General features: G+C 34.4%; 8 protein-coding genes and 1 riboswitch. Of the genes, 3 read left to right on the top strand and 5 right to left on the bottom strand.

From position 1 onward, the window contains the following. Positions 1 to 3 precede the first annotated feature (3 nt). Together QSV08_RS05040 and QSV08_RS05035 are read right to left on the bottom strand one after the other, a co-directional pair. Entirely contained in the window at positions 4 to 2,799 is a 2,796-nt protein-coding gene (locus QSV08_RS05040) for a T9SS type A sorting domain-containing protein (protein WP_324027143.1), read from the bottom strand. 247 nt (positions 2,800 to 3,046) lie between these two features. Continuing rightward, positions 3,047 to 4,384, bottom strand: a complete 1,338-nt coding sequence (locus tag QSV08_RS05035) for a hypothetical protein (RefSeq protein ID WP_324027141.1) — start codon at positions 4,382 to 4,384, stop codon at positions 3,047 to 3,049. A 121-nt stretch (positions 4,385 to 4,505) separates the two neighbouring features. On the opposite strand from QSV08_RS05035, the gene QSV08_RS05030 reads away from it, so the two are divergent. From QSV08_RS05030 to QSV08_RS05020, 3 genes are all read left to right on the top strand, one after another. Continuing rightward, on the top strand, positions 4,506 to 5,792 hold the full coding sequence (locus QSV08_RS05030; RefSeq protein ID WP_324027139.1) for a putative glycoside hydrolase: 1,287 nt from the start codon (positions 4,506 to 4,508) through the stop codon (positions 5,790 to 5,792). 128 nt (positions 5,793 to 5,920) lie between these two features. Then, entirely contained in the window at positions 5,921 to 7,738 is a 1,818-nt protein-coding gene (locus QSV08_RS05025; protein WP_324027137.1) for a pyruvate kinase, read from the top strand. 156 nt (positions 7,739 to 7,894) lie between these two features. Next, a complete protein-coding gene (locus tag QSV08_RS05020; RefSeq protein ID WP_324027135.1) occupies positions 7,895 to 8,689 on the top strand; it encodes a hypothetical protein in 795 nt (264 codons plus the stop codon). Between the two features lie 38 nt (positions 8,690 to 8,727). On the opposite strand, the gene QSV08_RS05015 is transcribed toward QSV08_RS05020, so the two are convergent. The 3 genes from QSV08_RS05015 to QSV08_RS05005 all read right to left on the bottom strand — a co-directional run bounded on the left by QSV08_RS05015 (position 8,728) and on the right by QSV08_RS05005 (position 13,490). Beyond that, positions 8,728 to 10,755 (bottom strand): NADPH-dependent 2,4-dienoyl-CoA reductase, encoded by a 2,028-nt coding sequence (locus tag QSV08_RS05015; protein WP_324027133.1) that lies wholly within the window; start codon positions 10,753 to 10,755, stop codon positions 8,728 to 8,730. A gap of 254 nt (positions 10,756 to 11,009) precedes the next feature. Beyond that, positions 11,010 to 11,870 carry a hypothetical protein gene (locus QSV08_RS05010; protein ID WP_324027131.1) on the bottom strand — a complete coding sequence of 287 codons (861 nt, stop codon included), beginning with the start codon at positions 11,868 to 11,870 and terminating at the stop codon, positions 11,010 to 11,012. Positions 11,871 to 12,188: 318 nt separating this feature from the next. Continuing rightward, the gene (locus tag QSV08_RS05005) at positions 12,189 to 13,490 is read right to left on the bottom strand and encodes a Na+/H+ antiporter NhaC family protein (RefSeq protein ID WP_324027129.1); all 1,302 of its coding nucleotides are present in this window, start codon (positions 13,488 to 13,490) and stop codon (positions 12,189 to 12,191) included. 52 nt (positions 13,491 to 13,542) lie between these two features. Continuing rightward, positions 13,543 to 13,639: riboswitch (SAM-I-IV-variant riboswitch) on the bottom strand. Positions 13,640 to 13,851: the final 212 nt, after the last annotated feature.

Genomic DNA, 13,851 nt, shown 5'->3' with positions numbered 1-13,851 from the left:
AGTTTATTGTTTTATAATTTTATAAGTAGTTGTCTTGCCATTCGTAAACAAATGCAGTACATAAGTTCCCGAATTCAAATGCTCAATTGAAATTTGTCGTTGATTTATTAAATTTTCTTCGAATACTTTTTTACCTGTTAGGCTATACAGTGTTATTCTGCTCTCATTTTCTAGATTTTCAAAGTTTATTACACCATTGGTAACGGTTGGATACATGATTAAGTCTTCTGCAAAGAAAAAATGATCTTCTAATTGTCCTTGGCAATCGCTTTCGCCTTTTATCATAACATTGCTTTCAACGTCTGATATTTCAAGTTGAATTTGATTTGTATTAGTGTCATTAAACTGAAATGTTCTTATTATATCGTTTATTTGAACAGTATATGACTTACTTCCACTTACGTCATAGGTTACCGTTTTACCACTAGTATCAATATTCCTTTTTCCAGAACTAACATTTTCTGGGGTATTTATTTTTGAAATATAGGTGTTATTAAAATCTGTATTAAGAACTCTAGCATTTACATAATAAGTACCAACAGATAAATACTGAATTGTTAAAGGACTAGTTTCACTTGTTAGAGAATAGTTTCTCTGATCATTATTCTCATCTGTAACTGATACATAGAAATAAACATCAGTAAAATTGGTTGAGATTTCTATAATTCCATTTTGCTCATCAGGACATGTGGTTGTTTGCGTACGAACCGAAATGCTGTTTACAGGAATCATTTCACAACCTACTTCATTTATAACACTTCCTGGTGTTGTGTTATATGGACATTGATCAAGGTCATTAGATACACCGTCTTCATCTGAATCTAATTCTGCATCTGCACAGCCATTACTATTTACTTCAAGACCAGCAGGTGTATTTTCACAAGAATCCCTATTATTGAATACTCCATCACCATCGTCATCTAATTCGGCAGAAGAACATCCAAAACTATCTACATTATTCCCTTCAGGTGTATCTAAACAATTGTCATCACTATCAGCTACACCATCATTATCTCCATCTGCAGGCACTTGAATTGGCTCATGCTTCCAAAAACCATAACCTAAGGTACTTACATATAATTCTCCATTAACCTTGAGAAGATTATTAATATAAATACCTTCCATATTTTCTGAAATATCATAAAAACGATTTCCTTCATAACTAGCTATAGAAATTCCAGTATCACCATACATATAAATAGCATTGTCATCACATAACAAATTATAATGACGGCTTTTGGTATATCCAAAGAGTCGCCAGGTTATACCAAAATCTGAAGACTCATATAGCCTTTGATTACCAAACGCATATAATTTGCTATTATGAAAATTCATACGATATACATAGCTTTCTTCGAGCGGAAAATCTCTTTCACTCCAATTCAACCCTAAATCATTTGACACTAGTAACTTATCATCTGTATTTTTAAGTGCTATATTCTGACCGTCAAAGGCGAGTAATGCAAAAGGGGCTATTTCATAAGGTGCAACATCTATAGTTGTCCAAGAAACACCTTCATCATCAGAAATGATTAACTGGTTGTTTTTAGATTCAATTAAAATTACACCATCATGAAATACAGCATCTATAGCTTGTACATAGTTATCAAATTGGTAATTCAACGTATAATTTTGACCATTATTTACAGACTTCCATATTTGATAACCGGTAAACACTAGAATTACATTACCAAACGATTTCACTTCAATACGACTCTTAATTACATCCTCAGGAAGGTCTCCATTTAAAAGTTGCCATGTAATACCTTGATCAGATGTTTTCACAACTCCTCTTTTACTAAAACCAGAAGCAATATTTTCACCATCATAATTAAGACCGGTTAAGGTACTTGCCAAGAATCCCATATTATTATGAGACCAAGTAGATCCTGCATCTTCAGATTCAAAAATACCCTCAAAACCAATGGTTAATATTTTATCATTGTTTACATATATGTCTGATAAGTAATTTTTTGCAAGTGGGTTATTAACGGCAGTATAAGTTGCTCCATTATCGTTAGAATATTGATAGGTATCTCCGTTATGGGTAATTGCATAAATTACATCATCGTATATTCTAACATTACCAATAGAAGAGGACGGATTAAATATCTGAGTAAAGGTCTCAAAAGAAGCATCGGTATATCTTAATTTATTGCTGTTTAATATATAAACTATACCATTGTGTTTAAACATTTTATTAATGCCGTTGGGTCCAATATTTGGAAAATCTACATCTTCCCATGTTTCACCATAATCTTCGGATACCTGAATAGTATTATCTCCTTTATATAATTTTCCTTCAATAAATAATAAGGAATAAATAGAATTTCCATTTGTTTCAATTGGCTTAAAGGTCCAATTAAACCCATTATCCAAGGAAATATAGATCCCACCTCTAATAGAAGCAAAAATTGTATCTCCATCATGATCCATATCACTTATTATACTAGTTAAAGCAATGGAACTCATTGTAAACGTTTCACCATTATCATCTGATCTGTAAAGAGCGTTTGCTGAACTACCTATTTGCACATAGAGTACGTCATTTATCAATTTTAGGCGATAAGAACTAGCTCCCGTTGGTAAACCATTAGAAACCAAATACCAACTATCAGCATTATTATCTGATCGGTAAAGTCCTCCTTCAGAAGATGATACAAACAAACTTGAACCAACTTCTACTATATCTTTTGCAAAGCCCCCTTCAGGTTGTGGCAATTGCTGCCATTGACCATAAGAGAGAGAAGTTAAAAAAAATAGAATTAATAATTTGTAGTACTTTTTTAAATATGACATTAAATTTTGGTTGTGTTTAGTTGTAATGTATTAAAAATTAAATTCAATTGTAATACAATTCTGATACTAAACTGACTTTAATTTTAATTCTAACGATTATTTTAGTCTGTAAATTGCTGTATAGAAGTTTAATATCAAAAATGATACATTAATTGAAGTCACAATTCTCATTGTCCTGAACTTATAAAATAATTGAAATATCATACATATGCCCATGAAATTATCCAACAGAAAAATTAATTAAAACCTAAAACGAAGGCAACTCTACCACATAAGACTCTACAGAAGTACCATCTTCACTACCGCTCCAATCAGAACCAAAAAGTACTCTTGTCCCTGTAGGACTTATAACGGCGTGCGGCTCTCCCCAATAGTCAAATTCATCTTCATCTGCTCTATGATGTCCAATTCTGTATACTTCTACATTACCAGGTTCAACACGAGCTAGAATCAACTCTTGGTCTAATAATGCTTGTCCATCTTCCTCAAACCCTATCATGGAGGCTGCAATCCATCCCGGATTCTTATGTGCTACTGCAGATATATGTGTGCCTGATTTCGGATAGGCATATCCTAAATCTTCTGATATGACAGGTAAACAATCACCTGTATTTAAATCATAAGCAATGATATTACCTTGGCATCCGCCGTTTGGTCCGGCATCAAAACTTACAGAGAAACTTGTATCAGTACCATCTGTCATCTTTCCTAAGCAAGAATGTTCTGCTTTACTCATATTTAATCTAGCCTTAAAGTTACCATTAGCATCATAAGAAGATACGTTATGATAGAATAAATTTCCGCTTGGTGCTGGCATTGCTGCTGTATAATTGACATCATCTAAATTAAAGGTCACTAATTCTTGTGTAGATATTCTATAAGAATACCCCTGACTGTTATCGCATCTAAATCCTATAACATCAGAATCCCAAGACATCATTTGCACATCATTACCCATACTAATGCTTCCTGAGCAGTTAGCTATTTCTTTAAGATTCACAAGTATATCTTTTGTACTTGATGATACGGTATACTTTACAAACTCATCGGTAACGGCATCTAAATAATACAAAACATCAGGATTATTAAAATCCCAAAAGAGCTGTTCTAAATCGTCTGGTCGAACATCATCAAGATTCCGTATAAACTCATACGTCATACCATTCAGTAATTGATGCACTCCGTTAGTTTGATCATACAAAATCATTCTAGTTTCATCTGCATTCCATGCCTGTATGGTACTATACATGGGTTTTATTACTCCGCCAGTACCAGCATTCGAAATTCTACGAATAATTGTCCCGAAAGACGGATCTACAATTGTTTCCAAATATCCTGGTTTTGCAACATCTTGCATGGGGTGTGGCTCAAGGTCGTTTGCAATGAGTGTTGTTGCTACATCTACCGATGTTACATTTTCATCAATTGCTGGCTCCGTTTCTTCCGCCTCTTCAACTGTTTCTTCTGCTGTTTCAGTTTCAGCGTCACTACTGTCATTTACTGGTAAAATAGCTTCTTCATTAGTACAACCAATTAAGGCACAACTAAGACTAAATAACCATAGGTAAGTCTTCAATTTTCGCATAGCGTTTTAATTTTGGGGTTATGTTATGTACGTTTAGAAATATCGATATAGTTGTTAAAACAATGATTTTACGTAATTTGACTACAGATTCCCAAATCTGCCGAATATTAAAAATTGATTTATGAACAAGCTTATTTTAAGATTAGTGGCGGTATCTATCCTATTTATTTGCCAAGGGTGCAGTAGTGATAAAAATGAGGCTGTCATTGAAGAAATTGATTCTTCTGAGGTTGATACTACTGAACCTTCTATCATACTAGAAGAAATCTCAAATGATACTATCGTAAACCAAACAAAGTTGTTTTGGTTATACCTACATCACGAAGAAATACCTGATGCCTTAATACAAAGCGAAGCACCAAGACGAGATTTAATTGTAATGAATGCTTGGTTTCATGATTATGTGCAGAAGTTTAAATCTGTTAATCCTGATATTAAAACATTGGTATACAAAGATCTTTCTTCTACCAGAAGCTATGCCGTTGAAAATGGGGCGGACAATGAATATTTGCCAACAGGAGTAGGTTTTCAATATGCCGATAGCAATTACCCTGAATGGTTTTTATTAGATGGGTATGATAATCGATTGGAGTATACCGGCTATACGGATCATTGGCAGATGGATATTGGCAATACAGAATACCAACAGCTGTGGGCAGACAAAGTGGTTGACGAGCTGGTTGCTAATAATTGGGACGGAGTATTAATGGACAATGCTATTTACACGCTAGATACTTATCATGAAAATATCTTCCCCAAGAACTATGAATCTGATGAGGCTTTTCTATTGGCATACAAGTCAATGTTGACGACCATAAATACCAGACTTAAGGCTGATGATAAAATTGGAATTGCCAATATCACCAATACTAGATTACACCCTGGCGTTTGGGAAAGTTATATGCAGCATTTAGATGGTGCTTTAGATGAATGGTGGCTTGTTTTCGGCAACGGAAATTACCTTTCTGATTATACTGAAGGATTTTTACCTCAAATCAACGAAGTGGTCGTAAATGAGTTAGAAGACAAAATAACCTTGATACAACCACATACCTCTACAAATGATAACCAAGGGTTTTATTATGCCTTTGCCAGTTATTGGTTGGTTAACGATGGTAACACCTATTTTTCTGAACAAGAGGTTACCGATGCCTATAACGACCCTTCTCCTTGGCGAGATGAATACATATGGAATTTTGGGGAAGCCACTGGCAACTATACACAACTAGAAAACGGACTCTACCAAAGAGAATTTTCTCGTGCCTTAGTATTGGTAAACGCTAGTGAAACCAGTAGTGTACAATTAAATTTGGACACGCCTTATTTAAATGAAGTAGGGGAAGAGGTAAGTTCTATTGTACTGAGTGCATTAAGCGGAACTGTGTTAAGAAAGATAAGTGAGCAATAGTGTTTATTTGTATAATAGATTACCCGTCTATTCTGAAATATATAGAATTTTAAATGACAGTTGTCATATTTTAAAAAAGTAGTCTTCAATACCTTGCCCGCAAAGACAATCCTTTTACAAAAGCACCTATGAATATCAATCATAAAAAGATAAATAGCCTAATCAAAGAAGTGGAAGCTGTATTGCGAAAAATAAAGAAAGAAGAGAAAAAGACAGCTCATACTTTGAAAAAGATACATCCTCTTCATAAAATGAGTGCGGTAAATCTTGTGCATTATAAAAGGTTTAGAAAATCAGATTTTAGGGTAAGTCAAAGAAAATTAGGTGATTTAGGTATGACGCGCTTTGCGAATGCTCAAGGTCATGTTGAAGATAGTTTGGTAAAAGTATTATATCTGTTATACCGTTTAAAAGATGGTAAACCAGCAGATTTTAAGAAAATAGAATTATCTACTAAAAAGAGTAAAGCTCTTTTAAAGTCAAATACAGAAGCACTTTTAGGTTCTCCTTCAAAGGGTCGTAGAGTTCGTATTATGGTTACCATGCCTTCTCATGCCGCTTACGATAAAGAATTTGTAAGTACAATGGTTCAAAATGGTATGAACTGTGCAAGAATTAATTGTGCGCATGATACACCTGAGGTTTGGCTCGCAATTATTAAAAATATAAAAGAAGCTTCTGAGGAATTTAAGACATCAGTTAAAATTGCGATGGATTTAGCCGGACCTAAAATTAGAACGGGTAATGTTAAACCAGGTGGTAGAATCGTAAAATTTAAACCTGAGAAAGATGATGAGGGTTATGTTATAAAACCTGTTGCTATTGAATTGGTTTCTAGTACTGCTAAAATCATACCAGAGAATGCCATACCTATTGAAGCAGATTGGTTAGACCAACTTGCTGTAGATGATAAACTTAGCTTAATTGATGCTAAGAATAAATCTAGAAAATTAAAGGTAATTAGCGCTTCTGAAAACGGAATTATTGTAAGGTCTAAAAAGCGGATTATTTTTAAAAGCGGTATGCTTTTAGAGTGTAAGAAATTAAATAAAGAAGGAACCATAGGTACTTTACCTGAAATTCAAAAGGCGGTACTACTCCATAAAGGTGATGTTTTAGTCGTAACAGAAGAGAATATTTTAGGGAGTTCTGCTATCGTAAATGAGACCGGAGAGGTTATTGAAAAAGCTCATATTCCATGTCAATTTGCCGATATATTCGAAAAAGTGAACCAAGGTGATTTAGTGTTATTTGATGATGGTAAAATTGAAGGAACAATACAATCTGTATCCAAAGAAAATTTTGAAGTCCTAATCACTAGAGCTATAGAGAAGGGTGCTAAATTAAAGGCGGAAAAAGGAATGAATTTCCCCAATACTAATTTAGGAACTGGCGGACTCACCCTTAAAGATATAGAAGACCTTGAGTTTGTTGCTAAGCATGCAGATATTGTCAATTTCTCTTTTGTAAACTCTAAAAAAGATGTGAGCGAGCTGCTATCTGAATTTAGAAGACTGGGTGTATTTGATACTATCGGAGTCATCTTAAAAATAGAAACAAAATTTGCTTTCGATAATCTTGAGGAAATTCTGCAAGAAGCCATGCAAATAAGAGATGTTGGGGTAATGATTGCACGCGGTGATCTAGCTGTAGAAACAGGTTGGCAAGATATTGGGCAAGTGCAACATGAAGTTTTATCTATATGCGGATCAGCTCACGTGCCTGTAATTTGGGCGACACAAGTTTTGGAGAACCTCGCGAAAAACGGGCTACCATCACGATCAGAGATTACCGATGTGGTTACGGCCCTAAATTCGGAATGTGTAATGGTAAATAAAGGTCCGTACATGGAAGATGTGCTCGTACTTTTGAATACAATTCTTTCTAATATGGAAGACTACCAGGAAAAGAACGAAACTATGCTGCCAAAGATTAGAAAACTTTAAAGACTATTAAATTTGATAATAATCTTGACACTAGGTAATAATAAACAACCCTTTTAAAAACTTGTTTTTAAAAGGGTTGCAAGTCGTTAATTAACAGTTCTCACCAATGTGCTAATTTTTGCTTAATATAGTAGCACATTTAGCCCTTCTGAAGAAATGAACAAATCTATTTTTATACTCAGCTTTTTTATATTAATAGGATGTAGTACTACCACACATTCTCAACAAATGGTTGATACCGCTTCTATAGATAATCATTTGACATCTATATATAAAAAGTTTAGTGATAATAGACATGACTACGGTGGTAAATATGGGGAAGCTAGAGATACCATTTTAATACGATTTCAAAACACATTGGCTGAAACACTTAGAAAGGAATCTTTTTTAAATGTCAAATACGATTCGTTATCAGAATACATTAGGATCATATCTTCAGAAGATGATAAACTAAAGATATTTTCTTGGGATGAATTTAATGGTGGTACCTGGCACGTCTATAACTCTATGTATCAATACAAAGTAAATAATGAATTGGCTGTTGGCTTTTTAACAACTAAAACCGAGGATCATTATATTACAGATAATACAGAAGTTTACCACTATCAAATACATCTTATCGATAACAACAAATACCTAGCAAAAGCTTATAGTACACACGGTAGCGGTAAAGAGTTTTATATGTTCAGATTACTGAGTTATACCGACGGTGTGTTAAAAGATTGTTCTGGATGCTTTAATGGTGATGATAAATTTTTCTATGAAATAAGTAGGGGTCACGATGAGTTGATACCTCAATACAACCCCGAAACAAAAGAAATAGCATACCATGAGCTAGTTGAGAATTATATTGACGGAGACTTAGATTCCCCTTCGGGATTCATGGATTCTACCGGTAAAATTCTAAAACTGAGGTATGAAAACGGTGCGTTTATACCTCTTGAAGATTAATTCATTTTAAGATAACCACTTTATATGTTTTTATAATATTAAATTTCGGCGGCTAATCTACACGCCTGATTTATAGCTCGTTTAGCATCTAATTCGGCAGCAACATCTGCACCACCTATTACATGTACTTTTATACCTTTTGCTTGCAATGGTTCTAACAGTTCTTTAAATGGTACTTGTCCTGCACAGATAACAACATTATCTACTTCAAGTACTTTTTGCTCGTCATTTTTGGTATAATGTAAACCTTCATCATCTATCTTAGTATACTGCACTTCATTAATAAATTGTACATTTTTCTTTTTCAACGTAGAACGATGGATCCAACCAGTGGTTTTACCAAGATTGCCTCCAAATTTACCTTTGCTTCGCTTGAACATAAAAATCTCTCTCGGCGAAGGGTGTATTTCCGCCTGCATATTCTCAATACCACTACGAGCTTCTAAAGTCTTATCTATTCCCCATTCTTTAAGCCAAGCATCAATATTTAAAGCGGTGCTTTCCCCTTCATGGGCTAAATATTCTGAGACATCGAAACCGATCCCGCCAGCGCCGATAACTGCAACGCGTTTACCCACAGGTTTTTTCAACTTTAATACATCAATATAATTCAGGACTTTTGGATGGTCAACACCCTCAATTTTCGGAGTTCTTGGTTGTATTCCCGTAGCTACAATAACTTCATCAAAATTACCATTTTGCAAGTCTTCTGCAGTTACTCTTGTATTCAACTTTACAGTTACATTATGCAGTTCTAATTGTTTATTAAAATAGCGAATGGTTTCATAGAACTCTTCTTTACCAGGTATTTGCTTTGCTAGGTTAAATTGTCCGCCTGTTTCTTTTTCACCATCAAAAAGTGTAACATCATGCCCACGTTGTGCTGCTACCGTTGATGCTGCCAAACCTGCCGGACCAGCACCTACAACGGCTATTCTTTTCTTTGTTTCTGTTGGGTTATAATTCAGTTCTGTTTCATGACATGCCCGCGGATTCACCAAACAACTAGCAACCTTACGTTGAAAAACATGATCTAAACAGGCTTGATTACAACCAATACACGTATTTATCTCATCTGCCTTGTCAGCTTCAGCCTTATTGACCCACTCTGGATCTGCCAAAAATGGGCGAGCCATAGAAATCATATCGGCATGACCTTCTGCTAAAACTTGCTCAGCAGTTTCGGGCATATTTATTCTGTTAGAGGTAACTAACGGAATCGTTAATTCTTCTTTCATCTTTTTGGTCACCCAAGTAAATGCAGCTCTAGGTACCGACGTTGCAATTGTTGGTATGCGTGCTTCATGCCAGCCAATTCCTGTATTTATAATGGTGGCACCAGCTTTTTCTATTTCTTTACCTAAGGCAACCACTTCTTGCCAAGTGCTTCCTTTTTCTACCAAATCTAACATTGATAAGCGATAGATAATAATAAACTCCTCACCAACCGCTTCACGCGTTTGCTTTACTAATTCTATAGGTAAACGCATTCTATTCTCATAGCTACCGCCATAATTATCGGTACGTTTATTTGTTCTTTCTGCAATGAATTGATTTATTAAATAACCTTCAGAACCCATGATTTCTACGCCATCATAACCCGCTAATTTTGAAAGATTAGCAGAATTTACAAAATCACGAATGGTACGATTAATTCCAGATTGATTGAGCTTAAATGGTTTGAAAGGGGAGATGGGAGATTTTATAGCAGATGGCGCAACTGCAAAAGGATGATACCCATACCGACCGGCATGTAGTATTTGCATACAAATTTTACCACCTTCTTTATGCACGGCATCAGTAATGACCTTATGATGTTCCGCATGTTTTTTAGTACTCATACGTGCAGAGAAAGGACCTGTCCAACCTTGTACGTTGGGCGCTATTCCGCCAGTTACTATTAATCCGACTCCGCCTTTTGCTCTTTCGGCATAATAAGCGGCTATTTTATCTATACCATTTTTTTCCTCTTCTAATCCGGTATGCATCGAACCCATTAAAATTCGATTCTTAAGGGTGGTAAATCCTAAATCTAAAGGCTCAAAAATATGCTTGTACTTGGTCATTACACGTTACTTTTTAGTTGATTTTTTATTATGCATGCATAATAATTAACAAGATACGTTTTTATTTTTTGAAAACTAACTAAACATTTTCTGAGCGTAGGTCGCTCATTTTCAATCTTACAGTTAGGTTTTAAATACCTTCAATTCTTTAGCAGCTTGTTTAAAACCTTTACTTCTAGAGTTAAAAAATCCCTATAAAACCAAAAGTTTCATAGGGATTTTTCTTTACTAGTAAAAGGACTAAACCTTTACATTTATTCTTTTATAGAACGTGCAAATTTGTACGTAATACCAAAGTTAATACCGAAAGAAGAATAAGGTACTTTTTGAGATAACTCTCTAGAAGTATCTGTATTTGTATTCGATAATTCATCTACATAGGTTGTAGTCTTGTTTATACCCTCTGGTAAATTATCAATAGTATATAATCCGCTAACCGCAACTGTACCATCAGGTAGTTTAACATCTGTATTAAACTCAGCTATTTCAGAATCTTTACGCTTTAAACTGATTCCGTAATATTCTACTTCAGCAAAAAGACTGAAATTAGAATCTAAGTCATACTTATACCCAAATGCACCTACGAAACCTAAAGGAAAATGTCCGTGAAAATCTTCCTTATAATTTGTTTCAGAATACGAACCGTTCGGTAAGCCCAAGCCTTGTGCCTCAGCTTCAGAGAAAACAGATTTCTGATAGATAACTCCCTCAGTTTTTCCGCCTAATTTCAATAACGCCCCAAAACGACCGTAGATATTATTAGTAAACTTATATACTACAGATGCTGAAGCACCAAAAGCACGTGCTCTTGCTACGGCATTAACTTCTGTACTTGGTAAATTAACTATCGACACATCTTGATCTGTTCCTTTTAAATATCCTATACTTAAATCTGCACCAAAAGAATCGTCAAAGAAGTAAGTACCTCTAATTTGAAAATTGATACCTTCTCCATAACTACCATATGAGTTCTCGGTGTTAGAAGCATTAACGCGTTCTCCTAATTTCATGGTTGCACTACCAATTGCCAATCCTGAACTTGCAGAAACCTGCAATTGTCCGTAAGATATCGTGCTAAATAAAACAGCTGCACATACAGCGATTAAGTGTTTCATAATAAATAATTTAAAATTTGATAATTGATTAAAAAATACTATTTGCTAAAGTAAAACTCAAAATTCTTAAGCCTTGACTACCAAAACTTTGCATGATAATTACATGAATTATAATAAGATTTTGAGTGTGCTTCTTTAATTAGTCTATCAAAGTTACTTTTTTAAGGAAAATTCTTATATCTATGGGTATTCTTTAACACTCTGTTTGAAATTTATGCTTGATTTTGCCCTGTGTATTGTTAATTAAGCAATACAAGACCCATAAAGCAAACTTAATTGCAATTTATTGGGAATTATAAATTCGTTTTTTGTTTAACATCAATCATTTTTTTGGGACTTTAGCCCAATAAACAGTAAAGTATAAATAAACAAAAGCAGTAAATACCACGTATTACTCACCAAATCTAGATAATCGATTTTACCTCTTGAAAAGCTTAAAATCATTAAAACTTGTGCTCCGTAAGGGAGTAAGCCTTGAAAAATGCAGGCAAAAATATCTAAGATCGACGCTGTCTTTTTATTATCTAAATGATACTCGTCATTGATTGTTTTAGCAATTGGTCCGGCAATAATAATGGACACCGTATTATTTGCTATGGCCATATTAATAGTACTTACCAATGTGGCAATACCAAACTGTGCAGACTTCTTATTTTTAATGAGTTTTTTAATATTGACCAATATAAATTCGATGCCTCCATTTCTCTCAACCAAAGCAGCTAAACCACCTGTCAATAGTGACAACAGAAATATTTCGGTCATATTGGTGAAACCGGTATAAGCGATTTTAGTAGATTCTATTAATGTGAAATCTCCGTAAGCAATTCCTAATATACCTGCCGCAATTGTACCTAACAACAAGGTTACAAACACATTAACTCCCACTATCGAAAGAATAATAACCAATACATATGGCATTATTTTTATAATGGAATAATTGTAAACTGTGGTTTCAGCAACGTCGGACTCCAATCCTAATCCCTGAAATACTAAAATAGCTATGGTGAATAAAGCTGCGGGAACCGCTATTTTGATGTTCTGTTTAAATTTATCGCTCATTTTACATCCCAAAGACTGAGTTGCAGCAATTGTAGTATCTGAGATAACAGATAAATTATCGCCAAACATACTACCACCCAACAAGGCACCACATAAAATTGCAAGGTCTGCACTGCTTTCATCTGCAAAGCCTATTACAATAGGCGCTAATGCAACAATAGCACCAACTGAAGTGCCAGTAGATACCGATAAAAACCCTGCAATAATAAAGATGCCAACGTATATATATTGAATTGCTATAACATCTAAACCAAGGTTTACAATAGCATTGACACTGCCCGTTTCGTTTGTAATAGCAGCAAAAGCACCTGCTAACAAATAAATAAGGCACATGGTCAATATCTTATCATCGCCACAACCTCTTAACAGCGTATCGATTTTAGCTGAAATAGTTTGTCTAAATAAAATAAATGCCACAATTATACCCACAATTACTGCTATAGGAGCGGGCAGTGCATAGAAATCGTTTTGATATATACCTACGCCTAAAAACGTAAATACAAATACGAACAAGGGTATTAAAGCTGAAAATTTTGGGATAATCTTTTTAGTACTTTCCATTTCTCTTTCTTCATTTTCAAAAAAAGGAAATAGCTATAAATTAGAAGAATCATGTGTTAACATTTGTTCCAATTAATGGCTTATCTATTTAGCACCTTGCTTGTTATTGCAGGTTGCTATCTCCTTTTTTGAGATTCTTGATAATAATTTTTAAGGCGGCAAATGTAGTCTATAAATCTTTCTGCTAAATCTTAAAAAAAGTTAATTTCTGTAAATAAACTTTTAAAGATTTACCCTCTAATTACGCATAAATAATTAATACGTATTTGAAGATTTAGGAGCAATTGTTGCTCGCTATCAATTAATGACATATTTACTATTAGAAACCAAATGATATTGTTATTGGTGCTTTGAGTATTTA

The sequence above is a fragment of the Maribacter sp. BPC-D8 genome (assembly GCF_035207705.1).
Lineage (GTDB): Bacteria > Bacteroidota > Bacteroidia > Flavobacteriales > Flavobacteriaceae > Maribacter.
The sequence above is the reverse complement of the archived record's forward strand: the minus strand, read 5'-3'. Positions and strand labels throughout refer to the sequence as shown.

Coding starts and splice junctions, on each gene's coding strand:
- QSV08_RS05040 (WP_324027143.1), bottom strand. CDS start 2,799: ATGTCATATTTAAAAAAGTACTACAAATTATTAATTCTATTTTTTTTA.
- QSV08_RS05035 (WP_324027141.1), bottom strand. CDS start 4,384: ATGCGAAAATTGAAGACTTACCTATGGTTATTTAGTCTTAGTTGTGCC.
- QSV08_RS05030 (WP_324027139.1), top strand. CDS start 4,506: ATGAACAAGCTTATTTTAAGATTAGTGGCGGTATCTATCCTATTTATT.
- QSV08_RS05025 (WP_324027137.1), top strand. CDS start 5,921: ATGAATATCAATCATAAAAAGATAAATAGCCTAATCAAAGAAGTGGAA.
- QSV08_RS05020 (WP_324027135.1), top strand. CDS start 7,895: ATGAACAAATCTATTTTTATACTCAGCTTTTTTATATTAATAGGATGT.
- QSV08_RS05015 (WP_324027133.1), bottom strand. CDS start 10,755: ATGACCAAGTACAAGCATATTTTTGAGCCTTTAGATTTAGGATTTACC.
- QSV08_RS05010 (WP_324027131.1), bottom strand. CDS start 11,870: ATGAAACACTTAATCGCTGTATGTGCAGCTGTTTTATTTAGCACGATA.
- QSV08_RS05005 (WP_324027129.1), bottom strand. CDS start 13,490: ATGGAAAGTACTAAAAAGATTATCCCAAAATTTTCAGCTTTAATACCC.